Annotated in this window: 18 protein-coding genes; 9 read left to right on the forward strand and 9 right to left on the reverse strand. The window is 61.6% G+C overall.

The genetic code is table 11. The features are described 5' to 3' along the window. Positions 1-133: 133 nt before the first annotated feature. From WNY80_RS07155 to WNY80_RS07185, 7 genes are all read left to right on the forward strand, one after another. On the forward strand, positions 134-1,732 hold the full coding sequence (locus WNY80_RS07155; RefSeq protein ID WP_342886660.1) for a flotillin domain-containing protein: 1,599 nt from the start codon (positions 134-136) through the stop codon (positions 1,730-1,732). Positions 1,733-1,788: 56 nt separating this feature from the next. Beyond that, positions 1,789-3,009: an ABC transporter substrate-binding protein gene (locus WNY80_RS07160; RefSeq protein WP_342886661.1), complete on the forward strand. Its 1,221-nt coding sequence runs from the start codon at positions 1,789-1,791 to the stop codon at positions 3,007-3,009. A gap of 79 nt (positions 3,010-3,088) precedes the next feature. After that, positions 3,089-3,955: a branched-chain amino acid ABC transporter permease gene (locus WNY80_RS07165; protein WP_342886662.1), complete on the forward strand. Its 867-nt coding sequence runs from the start codon at positions 3,089-3,091 to the stop codon at positions 3,953-3,955. Further along, on the forward strand, positions 3,955-4,992 hold the full coding sequence (locus WNY80_RS07170) for a branched-chain amino acid ABC transporter permease (RefSeq protein ID WP_342886663.1): 1,038 nt from the start codon (positions 3,955-3,957) through the stop codon (positions 4,990-4,992). The genes WNY80_RS07165 and WNY80_RS07170 overlap by 1 nt, the downstream gene beginning before the upstream one ends. Continuing rightward, positions 4,985-5,701 (forward strand): ATP-binding cassette domain-containing protein, encoded by a 717-nt coding sequence (locus tag WNY80_RS07175; RefSeq protein ID WP_342886664.1) that lies wholly within the window; start codon positions 4,985-4,987, stop codon positions 5,699-5,701. The genes WNY80_RS07170 and WNY80_RS07175 overlap by 8 nt, the downstream gene beginning before the upstream one ends. Positions 5,702-5,703: 2 nt before the next feature. Next, complete coding sequence (locus tag WNY80_RS07180) at positions 5,704-8,067, forward strand: amidase (protein ID WP_342886665.1); 2,364 nt, start codon at positions 5,704-5,706, stop codon at positions 8,065-8,067. 13 nt (positions 8,068-8,080) lie between these two features. Next, positions 8,081-9,850, forward strand: a complete 1,770-nt coding sequence (locus tag WNY80_RS07185; protein WP_342886666.1) for an AMP-binding protein — start codon at positions 8,081-8,083, stop codon at positions 9,848-9,850. 183 nt (positions 9,851-10,033) lie between these two features. On the opposite strand, the gene WNY80_RS07190 is transcribed toward WNY80_RS07185, so the two are convergent. From WNY80_RS07190 to WNY80_RS07225, 8 genes are read right to left on the reverse strand one after another with little or no spacing between them, the layout of a single operon-like run. Next, positions 10,034-10,807 (reverse strand): HpcH/HpaI aldolase/citrate lyase family protein, encoded by a 774-nt coding sequence (locus tag WNY80_RS07190; protein WP_342886667.1) that lies wholly within the window; start codon positions 10,805-10,807, stop codon positions 10,034-10,036. 11 nt (positions 10,808-10,818) lie between these two features. Then, positions 10,819-11,619 (reverse strand): 2-oxo-hept-4-ene-1,7-dioate hydratase, encoded by an 801-nt coding sequence (hpaH, locus tag WNY80_RS07195; RefSeq protein ID WP_342886668.1) that lies wholly within the window; start codon positions 11,617-11,619, stop codon positions 10,819-10,821. Further along, complete coding sequence (locus WNY80_RS07200; RefSeq protein ID WP_342886669.1) at positions 11,616-12,467, reverse strand: fumarylacetoacetate hydrolase family protein; 852 nt, start codon at positions 12,465-12,467, stop codon at positions 11,616-11,618. Before WNY80_RS07200 ends, hpaH begins: the two co-directional genes overlap by 4 nt. Continuing rightward, positions 12,467-13,864 (reverse strand): pyridoxal-dependent decarboxylase, encoded by a 1,398-nt coding sequence (locus tag WNY80_RS07205; protein ID WP_342886670.1) that lies wholly within the window; start codon positions 13,862-13,864, stop codon positions 12,467-12,469. Before WNY80_RS07205 ends, WNY80_RS07200 begins: the two co-directional genes overlap by 1 nt. Positions 13,865-13,873: 9 nt before the next feature. Next, the gene (gene hpaD, locus WNY80_RS07210) at positions 13,874-14,854 is read right to left on the reverse strand and encodes a 3,4-dihydroxyphenylacetate 2,3-dioxygenase (RefSeq protein WP_342886671.1); all 981 of its coding nucleotides are present in this window, start codon (positions 14,852-14,854) and stop codon (positions 13,874-13,876) included. 20 nt (positions 14,855-14,874) lie between these two features. Then, on the reverse strand, positions 14,875-15,729 hold the full coding sequence (gene hpaD, locus WNY80_RS07215) for a 3,4-dihydroxyphenylacetate 2,3-dioxygenase (protein WP_342886672.1): 855 nt from the start codon (positions 15,727-15,729) through the stop codon (positions 14,875-14,877). 12 nt (positions 15,730-15,741) lie between these two features. Continuing rightward, on the reverse strand, positions 15,742-17,247 hold the full coding sequence (gene hpaE, locus WNY80_RS07220; protein ID WP_342886673.1) for a 5-carboxymethyl-2-hydroxymuconate semialdehyde dehydrogenase: 1,506 nt from the start codon (positions 17,245-17,247) through the stop codon (positions 15,742-15,744). Next, positions 17,244-17,636: a 5-carboxymethyl-2-hydroxymuconate isomerase gene (locus tag WNY80_RS07225; protein WP_342886674.1), complete on the reverse strand. Its 393-nt coding sequence runs from the start codon at positions 17,634-17,636 to the stop codon at positions 17,244-17,246. Before WNY80_RS07225 ends, hpaE begins: the two co-directional genes overlap by 4 nt. A 105-nt stretch (positions 17,637-17,741) precedes the next feature. On the opposite strand from WNY80_RS07225, the gene hpaR reads away from it, so the two are divergent. After that, positions 17,742-18,206, forward strand: a complete 465-nt coding sequence (gene hpaR, locus WNY80_RS07230) for a homoprotocatechuate degradation operon regulator HpaR (RefSeq protein WP_342886675.1) — start codon at positions 17,742-17,744, stop codon at positions 18,204-18,206. A 20-nt stretch (positions 18,207-18,226) separates the two neighbouring features. Here hpaR and WNY80_RS07235 read toward each other — a convergent pair whose 3' ends face one another. Next, positions 18,227-18,931 carry a GntR family transcriptional regulator gene (locus WNY80_RS07235; RefSeq protein ID WP_342886676.1) on the reverse strand — a complete coding sequence of 235 codons (705 nt, stop codon included), beginning with the start codon at positions 18,929-18,931 and terminating at the stop codon, positions 18,227-18,229. A gap of 108 nt (positions 18,932-19,039) precedes the next feature. On the opposite strand from WNY80_RS07235, the gene WNY80_RS07240 reads away from it, so the two are divergent. After that, the gene (locus WNY80_RS07240) at positions 19,040-20,506 is read left to right on the forward strand and encodes an FAD-binding oxidoreductase (protein ID WP_342886677.1); all 1,467 of its coding nucleotides are present in this window, start codon (positions 19,040-19,042) and stop codon (positions 20,504-20,506) included. Positions 20,507-20,536 lie beyond the last annotated feature (30 nt).

Raw genomic sequence — 20,536 nt, forward strand, 5'->3', positions numbered from 1 at the left:
GGCTTGCCAATTTAATTGAATTGGAAAATATTTTACTTGAAAAGGAAAATAAAATTCTCCATGGTTATGTGACGCCGATACCTCCGGTCTCAAAAGGGGGAAGGCAATCGACATGCCGTTGGGGGATTTGGCCTTGGTCTGGTTTTTTTCGCTGCTCGCTCTTGCGCTCCTGCTGATCATCGCGATCTGGTTTTTGCAGCGCTATTACGCCAAGGCGACGCTGGATACGGCGCTTGTCCGCACCGGGTTGGGTGGCAGGCGTGTCATCATTGACGGCGGCTGTTTCGCCTTGCCGATCCTGCACCAGATCCAGCGGGTCTCGATGGGGTCGGTGACTTTTCCGGTCCACCGCAAGGGGCGTGAATCGCTGTTGACGAAAGATCAGCTGCGCGCCGACATCGAAATGGAATTCGAGCTGAGGGTCGAGCCGACGCCGGAAGGCATCGCCACCGCTGCGCAGGTGCTGGGAATGCGGATCGCTCGTGGTGGCGACGCAATCCGCGAGGTCGTCGGCGGTGCCCTGATCAACGCCATGCAGGACGCCGCGGCCAGGCGCAATCTGGGCGACATTCATCTCGACCGTTCCGGTTACACCTCGGAAGTGACGCAATCGGTGGCGGAGCATGCCGCGCGGCTGGGGCTGGTCATGGTCTCGACCTCGCTGGTCAGCGTTGATCAGAGCGATCTGAGCCAGCTGAACGAAGGCAACGCCTTCAACGCCCAGGGCATGCGGCGGCTTGCCGAAATGGTCGCCGAACAGCGCAAGGCGCGGGTCAAGGTCGAAACCGAGACCGAAATCGCCATCCGCGAAAGCCGGCTGGCGCAGCATCAGAAGCAACTGGAGTTGCAGCGCGCCGAACAGGAAGCCGAAATTGCCCAGCAGGAACATCTCAAGCGCATGCAGTCGGAAGCCCGGGCGCGATCGGACCAGGCCGAGGCCCAGGCCGAGTTCGCGACCGAACAGGCCCGGATCGAGAAGACGCAACGGGTGAAGGCAGCCCAGGTTGCCAATGACGAAGCGCTGCGGCGTGCCGAGATGGCGGCGGTGCTGGCGCTTGAGGAAACCCGGATCGAAAACGAGGTCCAGCTTGCCAAGCGACGGATCGAGGAGGCCTCGACCAAGGCAGCGGAAGAGGACGCTCGGGCGCAGGTGCTGCTCGCGGCCGAACGGGTGCAGGTGCAGAAAGAGCGCGCCATCGTCGAGCGGGAGCAGGAAATTTCCAGCCTCAGGCAGAAGAAGGATATCGCCCTGGAAGATGCACGGGTCCAGAGCGACGTGGACACCATGCTGGCCAAGGCCAAGGCCGAGGCCGAGGTTGCCCGGACCATTGCCGAGACAGAGCAGCGGCGCATGGAGGCGGAGGCCGCCGGACGTCATGCTCTCAACCAGGCCGAGAACACACTGAGCGAATCCGTCATCCGGATGCGGCTTGAGGAGCGCAAGCTCGACCGGCTGCCCGAGATCATGACCCAGATGATGAAGCCGGTCGAAAAGATCGATTCCATTCGCATCAACCAGATCAGCGGCATGGGAGGTCCTGCTACCGGCAGCGCCGGCGGCACCGGCGTCGACAACGCCTTTGGCGCCGCGATGGACCAGATCCTCGGAATGGCCGTGCGGCTGCCGGCAATGAAGCAGATGGGCGAGGAAATCGGGTTGGACTTTGACGCCAACCTGGCCGGGCGCACCGCCGATTACGCCCAGCGAACCAAGCAGAAAGACAAGGACTGAGACCACCATCCCGGTTGCCCGGGCGCAATCCAATCATTTCACGGAAGGAATACGACATGTCGATCAACAGACGCCATTTTCTAGCCTCCGCCGCCGCCGCAACCGGTGTCGCCATGCTGCCGCGCGCGGTGATGGCCGCCGACACGATCAAGCTGGGCTCGGTTCTCGATGTTTCCGGTATCTTTGACGCCTACGGTAAGCCGATGGATGTGGCGATGCGGCTGGCGGTCAGCCAGATCAACGCGGCGGGCGGCTTGCTCGGCAAGCAGGTCGAGGTTGTCGGTTACGACACCCAGTCCGACATGGCGCTCTATTCCCAGTATGCGCAGCAGCTTGTCCGGGAGGATAAGGTGGATGTGGTTCATGGCGGCATCCTGTCGGCGTCGCGCGAGGCGATCCGGCAGACGCTGCACAAGAACAAGACGCTCTACTTCTACAACGTGCTTTACGAGGGCGGTGTGTGCGACCGCAACATCTTCATCAACGGCGTGACGCCGGCGCAGCAGGCCGAAGCGCTCGTGCCATATGCGATGGGGAAATCCGGCAAGAAGGTCTATATCGTCGCCGCCGACTACAATTACGGACAGATCACGGCGCGCTGGCTGCAGAAATTCATTGCCGACAATGGCGGTGAAACGGTGGGCGTTGACTTCTTCCCGCTGGATGTCTCGGATTTCGGCTCGACCATTGCCAAGATCCAGACTGCGGGCCCGGACCTGGTGATCGCGCCGCTGGTGGGAGGCGCACATCTGTCGTTCTTCCGGCAATGGGCAGCGGCAGGCATGAAGGACCGGATTGCGCTGGCCTCGACCACGTTGGGTGTGGGCAATGAACACAAGGTGCTGACCGCCGAAGAGGGCAACGGCATCATGGTCGCCTACAATTACAGTCAGGAACTGGATACGCCCGAGAACGCCGCTTTCAAGGAGGCCTGGGTGGCTGCCGGTGGCGAACCCGGTGGCATGCACGAACTGTCCGTGTCCAACTATCACGGGGTGCTTACCTGGGCCGAGGGCGTGCGTCTTGCCGGATCTCTGGAGCGCGACGCGGTTGTCGAAGCGCTGGAAACCGGCATTTCGATCACCGGTCCGGGCGGCAAGGTGACCGTCGATCCGAAGACCCATCATGCGGTTCTCGATGTTCACCTGATGGACGTCGAAAACCAGGGGATGCGGGTTGTCGAAACGCTGCCTCAACGCCAGCCGATCGACACCCAGGCGGTCTGCGATCTCAGCGCCAACCCTGACGACAACACGCAGTACGAAATCCAGATCTGACACCTTCCCAAGATGAGGGCGGGGCCGCCGGACGCGTGGCCCTGCCGTTCACCTCCCAATTTTCCAAGGCCACCCGTTCATGGATCTGGTATTCGTCATCATTGTCGAAATGCTCTACGCGGTCGCTTCGCTGGTGTTGATCAGCGCTGGCTTGGCCATCGTGTTCGGCATGATGAAGATCATCAATCTGGCGCATGGCGAGTTCATGATGCTGGGCGGCTACGTGACGATCACGGCCGTCTCCCTGGGCGCCAATGTCTTTGTGGCCATGCTCATCATCGCGCCGCTTGTTGTCGGCCTGATCGGGCTGGTGGTCGAACGGCTGGTGATCCGCCATCTCTATGGCCGCCTGGTCGACACGATGCTGGCGACATGGGGGTTGAGCCTGTTCTTCATAGGCTTGGCGACCACCATCTTCGGCAACACCACGACGGGAATCTCCACGCCGATTTCTGGCTTCACGGTCGGAGACTACCAGGTCAACGGCTACAATTTCTTCATCATTCTCATCGCCATCGTGCTGCTTGGCCTGATGTATGCCGTGCTCAAGGGCACCCGGCTGGGGCTGATCGCGCGCGGTGCGATGCAACTGCCGGAGATGGCGGCAGCGCTCGGCTACAGCCCGGAACGGATCTACATGGCAACGTTCTTTTGCGGCTCGGCGCTTTCGGGGCTGGCGGGTGCTATCCTGGCGCCGCTGGTCGGCCTGGTGCCGACATCCGGCGGGGCCTACATCGCCAAGGCCTTCATCACCGTGATTGCCGGCGGTCCATCCCTGATCACCGGATTGATGGCCAGTTCCGGGCTTTTCGGCCTGATCAACCAGATCTTCACCTTTGCGGTCTCACCGGTCATGGGTGAGGTGGCGCTGCTGGTTGCCGCGGTGGTTCTGCTCAGGCTGTTGCCGCAGGGCGTGACCGGCCGGTTCTTCCGGGGCAGGATGTAATGGCTTCCTTCTGGGCAAAAGAGGTTCCGGCCACCATCCTCGTCGCGGCGGTGCTGATGTGGGTCATGCCGATGATGATCGGCACCTATACGCTGACCGTGCTTGTGATCTACGGAATGCTCGGTTTCAGCCTCGGGCTGATCTGGGGTTTTGGCGGGATCCTGTGTTTCGGCCAGGCGGCGTTCTTCGGGCTTGGGGCCTACACCTATGCCATTGCCGCCATCAATATCGGCGACAGCACCATTCCCATGCTGCTTGCGGTTCTGGTTCCGGCCGTGTTTGCCGCATTGCTCGGCGCGATGATGTTTTACGGGCGTCTGACGGATGTCTACCTTGGCGTGATCACGCTGGTGGTCACGCTGATCCTGTTCAAGTTCATCAACTCGACCGCCGGCCCCGAATATGTGATCGGCAAGGCGCGGCTCGGCGGCTTCAACGGCATTCCTGGCTTTCAGACCCTGAATGTGCCGGGACAGCCGAACGACTATATCTACGGTGATCCGTACTATTATTTCTGCGCCATCCTGCTGCTCATCGTCTATCTGCTGGTCAGCTGGCTTTTGAAATCCTCCTTCGGGCGTGTGGCTGTCGGCATTCGCGAAAACGAAGTCCGGGTGGCGCTGATGGGCTACGATGTCCGCGCCCGGAAGACGGTGCTCTTTGCGGCAGGTGCTGCGATCGCCGGACTGGCCGGTGCGCTGTTTGCCAATTGGGGCGAGATCGTCACGCCCAATCTGTTCAGTCTCGGCCAGTCAGCCGAAATCATCATCTGGTGCATCGTCGGTGGTCTTGGCACCCGTATCGGCCCGATCGTCGGTGCGGCAGGCCTTGCCTATCTCAAGTTCCTGCTCGGTCAGCAAAGCATGATCGACAACACGCTGCTGACAGGCATCATTCTCGTCCTCTTCGTATTGTTCCTGCCAAAGGGGCTGGTCCCGGCGATTGCATCCTTGTGGCGCATCAGCTTTGGCCGCCGCCGCAAGCTGCCACGGCATGGCGCGCGCCGCATTCGCAACGGGGGCGTTGGCAATGGCTGAAGTCGTGCTTGAAACCGTTGGCCTGACAATGCGGTTTGGTGGTGTCGTCGCCAGCGACAATGTCGACTTCAAACTGAGGGCCGGAGAGTTGCGTTGCCTGATCGGGCCCAACGGCGCCGGAAAATCGACGTTTTTCAAATGCGTCACCGGACTTTTGACCCCGACCGGCGGACAGGTTTTCATGCGCGGGCACGAAACCACCGGCTGGAACCCGCATCAGGTCGCCGCCCTCGGCGTCGGCATCAAGACGCAGGTACCCAACCTGATGGACGGCCTCGATGTCTTCGAGAATATCTGGATGGCGGCACGGCGGTTTCTGCCGATGCAGGATGCAATGCGCAAGACGACGGAGGTGATCGAGCGGCTGGCCCTTGGTCCCATCGCGCGGACCGAACTGGGACGGCTGGCGCATGGTGAACGGCAACGGGTGGAGCTTGGCCTGGTTGTTGCCGGCGATCCCTGGCTTGTGCTGCTTGATGAACCCGCCGCCGGCATGAGCGCCGACGACGTGGAACGGATGAGCGACATCATCCGCGAGATGACACGTACAGCCGCCGTGGTGATCGTCGAGCACGACATGCAGTTCATCCGCTCGATCGCCAATACCGTCACCGTTTTCCATCAGGGCGCGGTGTTGATGGAGGATCATGTCGACCGCGTCATGGCCGATCCCACGGTGCGCAACGTCTACCTGGGAAAGAAAGCGTGATCATGGCCGAGGATCAGAAGAGCTGCCTGGATCTCAAGAGCCTGTCTGGTGGCTACGGCAAGGTGCCGATCCTGCACGGGATCGAGTTTTCGGTGGCGGAAAACGAGGTTGTGGGCATCCTGGGCCACAATGGCATGGGCAAGTCCACCTTGCTCAAGACCATCATGGGTTTCCTGCCGGCCAGTTCGGGTGCGGTGCGGTTTCACGGTGTCGAGATCACCCGCCTTTCACCCTATGAACGGGCCGGGCTCGGCATCGGCTATGTGCCGCAGGGACGCGGGATTTTTCCGCAATTGAGCGTGCGCGACAATCTGCGTTTTGCCTGGCACGATTATTCCGGCGGCAGCGAGGACGAGGTGATCGAGGCGGTTCTGGCCGATTTCCCGCGGCTGGCGCGGCTGCTCGACCGGATGGGCGGCGCCCTGTCGGGCGGCGAACAGCAGTTGCTGGCGCTGGCGCGCAGCCTGATGGGCGATCCGGAGTTCCTGCTGCTTGACGAGCCGACCGAGGGAATCCAGCCCTCGATCATCGAGGAGATGTCGGAAACCCTGCTGCACCTGCGTGAGCGGCGCGGGCTTTCGATCCTGCTGGTCGAGCAGAACTTCGATTTCATCGCCGACCTGTCCGACCGGGTGCTGGTGCTGGAGCGCGGGCGGATTGCCGGCGAACTCGGCAAGGCGGACCTGGCCGACCAGGCCAAGGTTGACCAGTTCCTGGGTTTCGGCGCCGCGCGCTCGACCCGCGGCAATCTGGCGGGGGCGGCAAATGCAGCGCCCGGCCCGGTGCCGACGCCCTCAAGGCCGCAGCAAAACAATGCGCCTGTTCCCATCACCCCCCAGCCTTCGGTGACAAGCATGACTATCAAACGCCCCAGCCTTTCGCAGATGCGCGCCATGGCGAGCCGTTTCGGTATGAACCTGACGGACGCGGAACTGACTGAGTACAGCCAGATCATGGAACCCTATATCCAGGCCTATGACCGGCTTGACGCCATGCCGGACAATCTGCCGGAGGTGCGCTATCCGCGTTCGCCCGGGCGCTTTCCCGATGCAACGGAAAACCCGCTCAACGCCTGGTACGTCAAGACCGAGGTGCGCGGTGCGCCCGACGGGCCATTGCGCGGCAAGCGCATCGCACTGAAAGACACGATCTGCCTTGCCGGTGTGCCGATGATGAACGGGTCCTCGATCATCGAGGGCTATACGCCGGAAATCGACGCCACCATCGTCACCCGGTTGCTGGATGCCGGGGCGGTGATCGCGGGCAAGGCCCATTGCGAAAACTTCTGTCTTTCCGGCGGCTCGCATACCAATGCCAAGGGACCGGTGCACAATCCGTGGAAGCGGGGCTACATGGCCAATGGTTCGTCGAGCGGTTCGGCGGCCCTTGTCGCGGCGGGCGAGGTGGATATGGCCATTGCCGGCGACCAGGGCGGCTCGATCCGGCTGCCATCCTCGGCCTGCGGCGTCTATGGCATGAAGGCCACCCACGGGCTGGTGCCCTATACCGGCGTGATGCCGGTGGAGATGACCATCGATCATGTCGGTCCTGTCACCTCCACGGTGGCCGACAATGCGCTCTTGCTCGAGGTGCTGGCGGGCGAGGACGGGCTTGACCCGCGCCAGTACAATCCGAAGATCTATCGTTACACCGAAGCGCTTGGCCGGGGTGCGCAGGGACTGCGGATCGGGATCCTGAAAGAAGGGTTTCACCGGCCCGAAAGCGAGGCCGATGTCGACCAGAAGGTGCTGGCCGCCGCGGACAGGTTCCGGCAATTGGGCGCCATGGTCGAGGAAATCTCGGTGCCCGAGCACAACCTGGCCGTCGATTGCTGGACGGCGATCACGGTCGAAGGTCTGCAGGACCACATGATGCACGGCAATATGGGCGGCACCAATTACCGCGGACTGTTCCTGCCATCGATGATCGACCAGATGTCGCACTGGCGCAACCGTGCCGACGAACTCAGTCATTCACTCAAGACCTGCATGTTTCTCGGCGAGCATTTCCAGACCCAGTACCGGGGGCGGTTCTACGGCAAGGCGCAGAATCTCATGCGCCGGGTGAATGAGAAATATGCCGAGGCGCTGAAGCGTTTCGACGTGCTGCTGATGCCCACCATGCCGATGAAACCGCAGGAAATTCCGCCTGCCGACTGTTCGATCAGCCTGTATGTCCAGCGCGCTTTCGAGATGATCGGCAACACAGCGCCTTTCAATGGAGGCCTGCCCGCCATGAGCGTGCCATGCGGTTTGAGCGAGGGCCTGCCGATCGGCATGATGCTGGTGGGGCCGAGCTTTGGCGAAATGAAGATCTACCAGGCGGCGCACGCCTTTGAACAAAGCGAAGACTGGCGCAGCATGTAAAGGGGGGAGGCCCATGTCCATTCTGAACGAGAGCCTGGCAGGACGACTTTCCGATTTCGGCCGTTCGGACAAGGCGCAAGCCATCGAGTCGAGCGAACCGGAAAACAATCTTTCCTATGTCAGGGGAAGCACGCATCTGCCGCTGCGCTACATCACCATTCCGCAATTGCTGCGCGAGGCCGTGTCGCTGTTCGGTCCGCGCGAGGCGATCGTCTGCCCGCAACAGGACATCCGGCTGAGTTACTACGAGTTTGACCGCGCCGTGGACGAACTGGCGTCGGGGTTCCTTGCCATGGGCCTGCAGAAGGGTGACCGCATCGGTATCTGGTCGCCCAATCGCTATGAATGGGTGCTGACCCAGTTCGCAACAGCCCGGATCGGGTTGGTGCTGGTCAACATCAATCCGGCCTACCGGCTGTCGGAACTGGAATATGCGCTCAACAAGGTCGGCTGCAAGGCGCTGGTGACGGCGCGAGCCTTCAAGAGTTCGAACTATCTCGAGATGATCCAGGCGCTGGCGCCGGAGATCGAGGCTTGTGCGCCCGGTCGGCTGCGGGCTTCAAGGTTGCCGCATCTGCGGGCGGTGATCGTTCTTGGCGAGGCCAGCGAACCGGGCGTGTTTTCCTTCGAGCAGGTGAGGACCCTGGGCGGCCCGGCGCAGCAGTTGCGGCTGCCGGCAATCGAGGCCGAGCTTGGCCCGGATGACGCGATCAACATCCAGTTCACCTCGGGCACGACCGGCCATCCCAAGGGCGCGACGCTTTCGCATTACAACATCGTCAACAATGCCCGTTTCGTCACCGATCGCATTGCGCTCACGGAAAGTGACCGGCTGTGCATTCCGGTTCCGCTCTACCATTGCTTCGGCATGGTGATGGGGGTGCTGGGCGCCGTCAGCAAGGGCGCTGCCATGGTTTTTCCCGGCGAGGCCTTCGATCCGGCCGCAACGCTGTCGGCGCTGGAAGCCGAACGCTGCACCGCGGTCTATGGTGTGCCGACCATGTTTGTGGCCATGCTCGAGGAGCTCGAGCGGTCACCGCGCAACCTGACGCAGCTGCGGACCGGGATCATGGCCGGTGCGCCATGTCCGGTGGATGTGATGCATCGCGTGATCGCGCGGATGCACATGGGCGAGGTGACCATCTGCTACGGCATGACCGAGACATCGCCGGTGTCGTTCCAGAGTTTCAGCGATGATGCGGTCGACAAGCGCTGCGAGACCGTTGGCCGGGTCCACCCGCATCTCGAGGTCAAGATCGTCAACGACGACGGACGGATCGTGCCGGTCGGCGTTCGCGGTGAGCTGTGCACACGCGGCTACTCGGTGATGAAGGGCTACTGGGGCGACCAGGAAAAGACCGCCGAGGCGATCCGGGACGGATGGATGCACACCGGCGACCTGGCGGTGTTCGACGAGCAGGGGTTCTGCACCATCGTCGGGCGGGTCAAGGACATGATCATTCGCGGCGGCGAGAACGTCTACCCGCGCGAGATCGAGGAGTTCCTCTTCACCCATCCCAAGATTTCCGAGGTGCAGGTGTTTGGAGTTCCGGACGAGAAATACGGCGAAGAGGTCTGTGCCTGGGTGGTTGCCAAGCCTGATACCAGCCTTGACGGGGAAGAGCTGCGCGCCTTCTGCACTGGCCAGATCGCCCATTACAAGGTCCCCCGGCACATCCGGGTGGTCGAGGCGCTGCCGATGACGATCACCGGCAAGCCGCAGAAATTCATCATGCGCGACCAGATGGCGGAGATGCTGAAACCGGGCAACAGCCCGGCCTGACGCTGTGCCACCGGCCGGGACATCAGGATCGAGCGCAACCGGGCATGAGAGCAAAGCTCACGCGCAGCCTTTCCGCTTCTGCGGCCCGGGGGCATGCCTTCAAGGCTGGCGCAACCACCCGCGGCGACAGCGACCGGTTCCATGCCAGCCTGCTTGCTACATTCTGAGATCCGGATCAGGCGTTCAAACGCCTGATTTGAACTTTTTCGCGTGGGCACGCATGGCGCCGGCAAACAGCGTTATGTCGATGCCGACACCGAGGAAGTTTGCACCCGCTGTGCGGCAATCGGCGATGTAGGCGGGGTCCAGGGACAGCACGCCCGCGATTTTCCCGGCAGCGCGAATGCGCCGGAGCGCGTCAAGCACCGCGTCCTTGACGGCCGGTTCCGAGGGCTTGCCGATATGGCCCATGTCGGCAGCCAGATCCGAGGGGCCGATGAACACGCCGTCGACGCCGTCAATGGCGAGAATAGCATCCAGCGCTTCGAGGCCTGCACGGCTTTCAACCTGGGCCAGCAGACAGATCTGGTCATCGGCGGTGGTCAGGTAATCCGGAATGGCGGCAAATTTCGAAGCGCGGGCGAGGGCGGAACCGACCCCGCGGAAGCCAAGCGGCGGATAGCGTGTGGCGCGGTAGATCTGCCCGGCCTGTTCTGCGCTCTCGACCATCGGGATCAGCAGCGTCTGCGCGCCGATATCCAGTGCCTGCTTGATCTTGGCCGGGTCATCATCGGGCAAGCGCACCACGGTTGATGCCCCGCCGGCTTCGAGCACGGCCAGTTGGGCTGCCATCGAGCGGATATCATTTGGCGCATGCTCGCCGTCGATCAGCAGCCAGTCAAAGCCCGCCGTGGCCGAGATTTCCGCAAGATAGGGCTCCGCCATGCCAAGCCAGCAACCGATCAGTGTTTCACCTGCCTGGAGGCGATGCTTGAGCGTGTTTTGAGGAGCCGGCATGGTGAAAATCCTTAGCTGAATGTCACGGAGACTGAACCGAAGCCGCCAAAATCGGCCTCGAAGATTGAGCCTGATGGCGCCTCGATGGGGCGGATGAAGGAACCCGAGAGGACGATGTCACCTGCGGACAGGCCATCTCCATACTGGGCAAGGCGGTGGACCAGCCACAAGATTCCGGTGACCGGATCATCGAGGACCCCGGCGCCAAGGCCGGTCTCCTCGACAACGCCGTCGCGCTTGACGATGGCGCCGACCCAGCGCAGATCAAACGCATCGACGGCATGAAGTGCTTCGCCCAGAACGATGCCCGCATTGGCAGCGTTGTCGGAAATCGTATCGGTGATGATCCGCGCCTTTCCGGTTTCGGGGTCAGCGCGAAGTATTCGGGTGTCGAGAATTTCGAGCGACGGCGCGACATGAGCGGTGGCGGCGAGCACATCGTCGCGGGTCACGTTCCTGCCTGCGAGACCGGTTTTCATGACGAAAGCAATCTCGGCCTCGACGCGCGGCTGGATGAATCGTCCGGCAGGGATCGTCGCACCGTTTGCGAAAAACATGTCTTCCAGCAACACGCCGCTGTCGGGCGTGGTGATGTTGAGTGCCTGCTGCATGGCGCGGCTGGTCAGGCCGATCTTCCAGCCGATGACAGCGAGACCGGCGGCGCGCTTTTTCGCCACAAGTGCCGATTGAACTGCGTAGGCATCGTCCAGTGTCATGCCGGGGTAGGCAAGGCTCAGGAGTCCACACTGGGTGCCGGTCTTTTCGGCTTCGAAAAGACGGCTTGCGGCTTCTGCAATCTGGTCGGGTGTCATTCGTCGACCACTCCATTGCGCAAGGTGCCGATACCGTCCGCCTCGACCTCGATCGTGTCGCCGGGAACCAGCCATACGGGCGGATCGAAGCGGGCGCCGGCGCCGGTCGGGGTTCCGGTGACGATGATGTCGCCGGGAACCAGCGTGGTGAAGGTCGAGATGTAAGCAATCTGCCGGGCCACGGGGAAGAGCATGCGGCCGGTCCGGTCGTCCTGGCGGATATCGCCGTTGACCCTTGTCTGCAGGTGCACATCGACAATCTGGGCAGGATCGGTGAACGGCACCAGCCAGGGGCCCATGGCGCCGGAACCGTCCCAATTCTTGCCCTGGGTGACGTTGAACTTCGCATGCCGCACCCAGTCGCGCAGCGTGCCCTCATTGCATAGGGTCAGTCCTGCGATGTGGGACAGGGCTTCTGCTTCCGGTATCCGGCGTCCGCCCTTGCCGATCACGATGGCGATCTCGCCTTCATAGTCGAGTTGCGGCGTTTCCGGCGGTCGGGTCAGCGGTGTCTCGTGACCGACGAAGGATCGCGGGAAACGGATGAACAGGCTCATGTTTGGCGGCGCGTCCTGACCGTCCTTGTATTCGGCATTGCGGTCGGGGAAATTGACGCCGACACAGATGATCTTTTCGGGATCGGGAACCGGGATTTCGTAGGTGAAGCTGCCATGCGGATGGGTGACGGCCCGGCCGGTTGCCGCCTGGGCAATCTCTTCCAGCGCGCCTGCCGCAATGACATTGCGCAGGGTGTGCAGATGCGGATAATCCGGCGAAAGGGCAATCATTCCCTCCGGGCGGGCTATTCCCCAGTGGCTTGTTCCCTCAGAGGTAAACGTGGCAAACATCAGATGGTCTCCGCAATTTCGGACAGCACGTCAAACGCAGTATCAACATCATCGCGCGTCGCGTCGAACTGGCCGACCTGAAAGCGAATGGCGATCTGCCCGTCCACGCGTGTCTGGGTGATGTAGATGCGCCCGTCGGTGTTGATCCGGTTTACATATTCGATCAGTTGAGCGTCGGTTTTGTCGGCAAGGCGGAACGTGAAGAGCGAGAGAACCGGCTCGGTGACAATCTCGAAACCGGGCGTCTGGCGCAGCCGTTCGGCCAGACTTTGCGACCAGGCAACATGGTTGCGGATGCGCTGGCGCAGTCCTTCAAGTCCGTAACTGCGGATCAGGAACCACAATTTGAGTGCCCGAAAGCGGCGGCCAAGCGGTACCGACCATTCCGAATAGTTGATGATGCCATCGGCACCATGGGTCTTGAGATATTCCGGCTGGATCGCAAGCGTTTTGACCAGGCTTTCGGGATCGGCAATGAAATGTGCCGAGCAGTCAAATTGCGCACCCAGCCATTTGTGTGGATTGAAGACGACGGAATCCGCGCCGTCGACGCCTTCCCAGAGTGTGCGGAATTCAGGGCAGATCATCGCCGATCCCGCCCATGCGGCATCGACATGGGTATACAGATTGTAGGCCTTGGCAACCTTGATCACCGCGGCAAGATCATCGCACGCGCCGGTTCCCGTGCCGCCGGTGCAGGCAACAAGGCCACATGGCAGGAAGCCGTTTTCGATATCGGCACGGATGGCTGCATCAAGCGCTGCGGGATCCATTGCACGCAATGGCCCACCGGTGGGGATGCGAACCAGGTTTTCCTCGCCGATGCCGGAGACCCAAATCGCACGGTCCACCGATGTGTGAACCTCGGCGCTGGTATAGACCCGCAACCGCGGCTGGCCGGAAAGGCCCTTGGCGTTGCCGGTCCAGCCGAGTGCGCGTTCCCGCATCGTCAGCACAGCAGCCAGCGTGGCCGAGGAGGCGCTGTCCTGAATGACGCCGGAAAAATTGCCGGGAAGCCCGAGAGCCTGACGCAGCCATTCGAGCATGCGGGTTTCCATTTCGGTCGCCGCCGGGCTGGTTTGCCAGAGCATGCATTGCGGCGCGATGGTCGACACCAGCATTTCGGCCAGCATCGATGGCGGGGCGGCATTGGCCGGGAAATAGGCGAAGAAGCGCGGGTGCTGCCAGTGGGTAATTCCGGGCATAACGATGCGCTCGAAATCAGCCATTACCGCGTCCATCGGCTCTCCGTTTTCGGGAGGATGGGCCGGAAGCTGGGCGGAAATTTCACCTGGCTGCACCTGGGCACGAACTGGACGCTCCCGCAGGGTCGCGTGATAATCGGCCGCCCATTGTGAAATGTGCGATCCCCAACGGGAGAATTCGGTCCATTCCATGATCAATCCTTACGGTGCAATAATGGGCTGCGACTTGAGATCGCTTTCCACCAGCCTGGCGCCCTCGAATTCAGACCCCAGCTCGAACCAGCTGCGCGGCGCAGGTGCACCCCACAACGTCTGGCGCTGGGGATCCTTGAGATCCCATTTGATCGGTTCGTGATCGGGATCGATGGTCTGGTAATCCGAGCAGTAGATTTCGGTACGATGGCCGTCATTGTCGCGGATATAGAGGAAGAAGGCATTCGATATGCCGTGACGGCCGGGGCCCCGTTCGACATTGGCGAGGTAGCCGGTTGTCGACATCAGGTCCAGGAGGTCGATGATGTTGAGCGGGGTCGGGACCCAGAACGCCGTGTGGTGCAGGCGGGGGCCGGTACCATTGGTGAAGGCGATATCGTGGACGCCGCCCTTGCGATGCATCCACGCGGCCCAGCTGCGGCCGGTTTCAGCGTCTTCGGTGTATTCGGTGACCCGGAAACCGATATCGCCGTAGAACTTGATGCTTTCATCGACATTGGAGGAAAACAGGTTGAAGTGGTCGATCCTGAGCGGCTTGACGCCGCGATAGAGCTTGTACTTCTGGTGCACCGGTTCCAGCCGGTCCATCTTGGCGTAGAACTCCAATGGCACGCCGAAGGGATCACGGGTGCTGAGCACCCTGCCCATGAACGGGCGCTCGATCCAGGCGGTGGGAAGGTCACGTGACCTGAACCAGCTTTCGGCCTTGTCGAGGTCTTCCTCGCTCCAGACCTTGAAGCCGAGCACACCGACCGACGGCTGTGCCGCTTTCTTGAGGATCATGCAGTGGTGGCCGCGTTCCTCCATGGCGCGCAGGTAAATCGTCTCGGAATCTTCATGGGTGACCTGAAGGCCGAGCGTGTCGACATAATAGCCGCGCGACCAGGCAAGGTCGGTGACGCGCAACTCGGTATGGCTGAGCCGGACGATGTTGAAGGGCGGATTGAGGTTCGGTGCGGGAATGGACATGGTTCTCTCCTCCAACCGGTTCAGGTGACCGGGAAAATGACGTTGGTCTGCCCGGTGCCGGACGACGGGAAATATTCGGTCACCACTTCGCACCTGGCGTCGTAGGCATCCCAGCCCAAGGCACCGTAGAGCATGGCGGTGTCGTGCATCGAGCCTTCGCCGCAGCAGAAATTGGCATAGTCGCCGAGCATCTTGAGGAAAGTGGCGTGATCGCCGTTCTTCCACATTTCCAGCACGTGAAGATCCATCTGCCGGTTGAACTCGGAGCTGATGGTGAAGGTGCCGTTGTTGGCGGCGTAGTCCTTGTTGGGCCAAATCTTGTGCGACAGCGAACCGGACGCCACCAGCAAGACCTTGCTGTCGGAGGCCTCGACCGCCTGACGGATGGCCTCGCCAACGATCCGGCTTTCATCATGGCCGTGCACGGTGCACCAGGCGGCGACCGAGACCACTTTCATCTTGTGCTCCCGGCTCATGAACCGCATCGGCACGAGTGTCCCGTATTCGAGTTCGAGACTGTCGAGGTGGTGCGACAGCGTGTAGGCGCCCTTGTCGGAGGCGCATTTGGCGATGGCGTCGCCCAGAGACGGGTTGCCCTCGTAGTCGTATTCCAGATCCTGGATGAACTGCGGAAATTCGTTGGACGTGAACACGCCCCTGAACCGGTCATTGGCATTGATGTGGAAACCGGCATTGATCACCCAGTGTGTGTCGCAGACCACCACGGTATCCGCGCCGAGTTCCTTTGCCCGGCGGGCGATTTCGATGTGACCATCGATTGCCGCCTGGCGCTTGCCCTTCACCGGTCCGTCCTGTTCCGACATCAGCATGGTCGGAACATGGGTGCATTTTGCTGCGAGGACTATTTCTCCCATGGTCTTTCCTCCTCAGGCGCCCAGCCGCTGGATCTTGTGCTGGCCCAGGGCAAAGGCCACGTTCTTCTGCTCCATGTAGAACTCGAACGACCATTGCCCGCCATCGCGGCCGATGCCGCTGGATTTGACGCCGCCGAACGGTGTGGGCAGGTGGCGCACGTTTTCCGAATTCACCCAGATCATGCCTGCTTCCAGCGCATCCGAGAAACGCAGTGCCCGGGTGACGTCATTGGTCCAGATATAGCCGGTGAGGCCGTACTGCACGTCATTGGCAATCGCCAGCGCCTCGTCCTCGTCCTTGAACCGGATGGAGGTGAGGAACGGGCCAAAGACTTCCTCCTGGGCGATGCGCATGGTGGTGTCTGCATGGGTGAAGAGGGTTGGCTGAATGAACCAGCCCGCATCGCCGATCCGTTCGCCGCCGGCGGCAAGCGTCGCGCCGTCGGTCTTGCCGATGCCGACATATTCGGTGACCTTGTCGAAATGCACCTTGTGGATCAGCGGACCGATTTCTGTGGCCGGATCGAGCGGATGGCCGACCTTGATATTGTTGACCCGTGCTGCAAGCCTGGCTTCGAACTCGTCGGCGATGTTCTCCTGGACGAGCAGACGGCTCGAGGATGTGCAGCGTTCGCCGTTGAGCGAATAGATCATGAAGATCGCTGCATCGAGTGCGCGGTCGAGATCGGCGTCATCGAAGACGATGACAGGGTTCTTGCCGCCGAGTTCGAAATGAACCCGCTTGAGCGTGTCGGCACCCTGTTTCATGATCATCGAACCGGTGCGGCTTTCACCGACAAAGGCAATGGCCTTGATGTCGGGATGCTCGGTCAGCGCCTTGCCGGCGTCTTCACCGAAACCGTTGACCAGGTTCCACACGCCTGCGGGCAGGCCAGCCTCATGGGCGATTTCGGCAAGGATGCGCGCGGTCAGCGGGCTGAATTCGGCCGGCTTGTGAACCACCGTGCAACCGGCGGCCAGCGCCGGCGCGATTTTCCAGGTGGACAGCATGAAGGGCGTGTTCCACGGGGTGATGACACCGACCGGGCCAATCGGGCTGCGGCTGGAGACATTCAGATGGGTCTTTGTCGGCAGGGACTGACCGTCACGGGCGCTGGGTGCCAGATCCGCATAGTAGCGGAAGTTCTCCGCCCCGCGCAAAGCGGCCTTGGACATGAAGCGGTAAGCCTGCCCGGTGTCCCAGCATTCGCACAGCGCGATTTCCTCCGCGCGCTCGACGATGAGGTCGGCAATCTTGTGCAGGATTTTCTTGCGCGCTTCGCCGCTCATCGCGGCCCAGGCGGGGAAAGCGGCCCTGGCGGCCTTGGCCGCGGCGTCGATATCGGCGGCGGAGCCGCGGGCGACGTTGCAGATCAGGCTTTCATCGACCGGCGAGCGGGTCTCGAAGGTTTCGGTCGCGGCCGCGTCCTCGCCATTGATCAGGTTGAGGATCCCCTTGTCGCGGTAGCGGGCCAAATGGGTCTCGAGTTTGGCGAGATGGGTGGAAAGGTCGCTCATTTGCCGTCTCCCGGTAGATGTTTACGGATTGAACTGGCCTTGGGGCTCAGCTCGGGATCGATGTCGCGCATCTCGAGCGACAGCATGAAGGAAGATGTTTCCATCACCTCGGCACAGAATGCCTCGGCGGCCGCGAAGATGTGCTGCGTGGCCTGTTTCTTGGCCTCGGGGGTGCGTCCTGCACGCAGGCGGATGGAAATATCCAGAAAGGCGTGATCCGGATTGCCGTCAGCAATGAGCCAATGGTCACAGGCGGTCGCGCGGATGCGGATGCCGGCAAGTGGAAAAACGCCGGTTTCCATCGCAGCGTCACGAATGACCACCAGAAGGTCGGCGATCTGCAACCTCTCCTCGAGATTTGCGGAATAGTCGATATGGAAATGCGGCATGCTGCAACCCTCCCGATTGATTGCTTTGTTAAGTAATATTGGTTGCCTTGTCAACTATTATGTTGCAATGTCGGTCACGCCCAATTGCAGAGTGTCAGAGAGATTATGGACAAGCCAGATTCCAGGCCGGCAAACGGCACCTCCCAGTTCGGGCCGACTTCGCGCTCGCTGCCGATCGCGCTTCTGCGCACGCGCGAGCGGATCATGGCTCCGATCCGGGAGATGCTGCAGCAAAGCGGCATCTCGGAGCAGCAGTGGCGGATTCTCCGTGTTGTCGACGAGGCGGGCGAAATGGAGCAGACAGCAATTGCCCAGGCCGCCTGCCTGCAGCTTCCCAGCCTGACGCGGATCCTGCGATCGATGGAGAACGACGGGTTGGTCGCCCGCAAGACAGACGAGAGCGACAGGCGCCGGACCCTGGTCAGTGTAACGCCGGCAGGCAAGGCGCTTATCGCCAGGCATCGTGAGCGCAATGCAAACATCTTTTCCACCGTGGAAGCGGAATTTGGCCGGGAGAAGCTCGACCTGCTGCTCGACCTGCTGGACGAGCTTCAGCAGATCCGGATGTAAGGCCAGCGACGGCTGCGAGATTAGGCGGTTACGGTGGAGAGGCCGTCAAACAGCGATGTTTCCGACAGGGCCACTCGATAGGCGTCAACCAGGTGAGCTGCATGCACATCGACAAGCCTTTCGGCTTCGTCGGCATCCTTGGCGCGGCATGCCTCAAGCAGGGCCAGATGCTCCTTCATCGAGCGGGCAAGATTCTCGTTCATGATGGTGAAGAGATGGGTCCGAAGCGCCATTAGCGGGCCGATCGTCCGCTTGTAGGATGAGGTGATGGAGTGGTTGCCGCCGCTCAGGATGATCGAATTGTGAAACTCCATGTCACCCCTGGTGTATTGCAGGGCGTCCTCCCGCCTGGCTGCCTCGGCCATGCGTGTGCATGCGGCGGCCATGTTCTTGAGCAGTGCTGCATGATTGTTGGCGATAGCCTTGCGGATTGATGCTTTCTCCAGAATGCAGCGATGCTCATTGATCTCGTCGACGGCCTTGAGATCGGGCGTGAAGACGAAGGAGCCGCGTTTGGGGGAAATCGTCACCAGTCCCTCGACCTGAAGCGCGGCTAGCGCATCGCGGACCGGCGAGCGGCTGATGCCGAGCATGTCGGCCAGGCGCTGCTCGGACAATTTGCACCCCAGAGGCAACTCGCCAGCGATGATCGCGTCGCGGATACGGTCAACGGTGACCTCCATCAGGGAGGTCGGCGGATCGATTCGTTTCAGGCTGCTGCTCATGGCTCTAGCTAACATTCTACATGGTAGTTGACAATCCAATCTACCATGTAGCATGTTAGTTTTGGATGGAGCCGGATCGTGAAAAGCAGGTCCGGCGGGGAGTGAAGCGTGAGGCAAACCGTCAAACCTGTTGAGGGTGTTTCAGTCGATTTCGTCGATGGCCTTTGCGGTATCGTCGGCCCGGAACACGTTCTGACCGAGGCGGCCGCGATGGCCGGTTACCTGACCGACTGGACGCGGCAGTTCTCCGGCGATGCGATCGCTGTGGTCAGGCCTTCGGCGACAGAGCAGGTGTCGCGGATCGTCAGGCTGTGCGGTTCGGCCGGGGTCCGGATTGTCCCGCAAGGCGGCAACACCGGGCTTGCCGGCGGCGGCATACCTTCGCCGGACGTTCCATCGATCATCCTGTCGCTCAAGCGAATGAATGCTATCCGCCATTTTGACGAGGCCGGCCGCACTGTCGTGGCCGACGCCGGCGTGGTTCTGGAGGCTCTCCAGACATATGTGGAGGCGCGCGACCTGCTGTTTCCGCTGACCTTCGGGGCAAAGGGCAGCTGCAGCATCGGCGGCAATCTTGCGACCAATGCGGGCGGTTCCAACGTGGTGCGTTACGGAAACACCCGTGAATTGTGTCTTGGTGTCGAGGCGGTGCTGCCCGATGGCTCGGTCTTCAACGGGCTGACCGGGCTGCGCAAGGACAACACCGGGTACGATCTGAAGGACCTGCTGATCGGGTCAGAGGGGACGCTCGGCATCATAACGGCTGCGGTCTTCAAGCTTTTTTCCAAGCCGTTGACCCGGGTCACCGCGTTTTTGTCGATGGCTTCCGTCGAGGCGGCGATCCGGACGCTGAACCGGATCCAGGACCGGACCGGTCAGTCGGTCGAGGCGTTCGAGTACATTCCGCAGCCGGTGCTCAGCGCCGTGGAAAAGTCCTTCCCGGACCTGAAGTCACCACTCGAGGGGCCGGTCGAAACGGGCGTGTTGCTGGAGGTCGGGTCGAGCCGTGTCTCGGACGCCAGAACAGACGATGCCGGTTCGACCTACCTCGCTACCGAACTCCTGGCGGTTCTTGAGGAGCTGATGGAAGCGGGCGACATCGTCGATGCCGCGATCGCAACGTCGGAACAGCAACGCCTGGTTCTTTGGCGCATGCGTGAATCCGTCCTGGAAGCGATCATGGAATACGGCGCGTCCTATCATTTCGACATCTCGCTGCCGCTGGCGAATATTTCCTGGTTTCTGCAGGAGATGGACGCGATGGCCGCTGAGCTTGGGTTCGAAACCCTGACCATTGGCCATCTCGGCGACGGCAATCTTCACTATGCCCTGGTCTGTGCCGACCAGGACAGGTGGCTGACGCTTCCGCTCGATCAGGCGAAAACCAAGGCATTCGAACTGCTCACACGATTGAACGGTTCCTTCAGCGCCGAGCACGGCATCGGGCAGAGCAAACTCGATGTCATGCGCATGCTCAAGGAGCCGGCCCAGCTTGATGCCATGCGGGCAATAAAGCGGGCGCTGGATCCGGAAGGCATCATGAATCCGGGCAGACTTGTTCCAGGGGTGGAGTGAACCGCCAGCCCGTCCGGTTGGCGAAGAAAC

It is taken from the genome of Hoeflea sp. AS16, from assembly GCF_038900095.1.
Taxonomy (GTDB): Bacteria; Pseudomonadota; Alphaproteobacteria; order Rhizobiales; family Rhizobiaceae; genus Hoeflea.